Annotated in this window: 1 rRNA gene; it reads left to right on the top strand. The window is 54.6% G+C overall.

The window, feature by feature from the left end:
• Positions 1-584: ribosomal RNA gene (locus tag V6940_RS22710) — 23S ribosomal RNA — on the top strand; the annotation flags it as partial.

Genomic DNA, 584 nt, shown 5'->3' with positions numbered 1-584 from the left:
ATCCGGGTTGCGGACAGTGTCTGGTGGGTAGTTTGACTGGGGCGGTCTCCTCCTAAAGAGTAACGGAGGAGCACGAAGGTTAGCTAATCCTGGTCGGACATCAGGAGGTTAGTGCAAAGGCATAAGCTAGCTTGACTGCGAGAGTGACGGCTCGAGCAGGTGCGAAAGCAGGTCTTAGTGATCCGGTGGTTCTGTATGGAAGGGCCATCGCTCAACGGATAAAAGGTACTCCGGGGATAACAGGCTGATACCGCCCAAGAGTTCATATCGACGGCGGTGTTTGGCACCTCGATGTCGGCTCATCACATCCTGGGGCTGAAGTAGGTCCCAAGGGTATGGCTGTTCGCCATTTAAAGTGGTACGCGAGCTGGGTTTAGAACGTCGTGAGACAGTTCGGTCCCTATCTGCCGTGGGCGCTGGAGAATTGAGGGGGGCTGCTCCTAGTACGAGAGGACCGGAGTGGACGCATCACTGGTGTTCGGGTTGTCATGCCAATGGCATTGCCCGGTAGCTAAATGCGGAAAAGATAAGTGCTGAAAGCATCTAAGCACGAAACTTGCCCCAAGATGAGTTCTCCCTGACTC

The sequence above is a fragment of the Kluyvera sp. CHPC 1.251 genome, from assembly GCF_036759945.1.
In the GTDB taxonomy this organism is placed as follows: Bacteria; Pseudomonadota; Gammaproteobacteria; order Enterobacterales; family Enterobacteriaceae; genus Kluyvera; species Kluyvera sichuanensis.
This window is presented reverse-complemented; position numbering and strand designations above follow the sequence as displayed.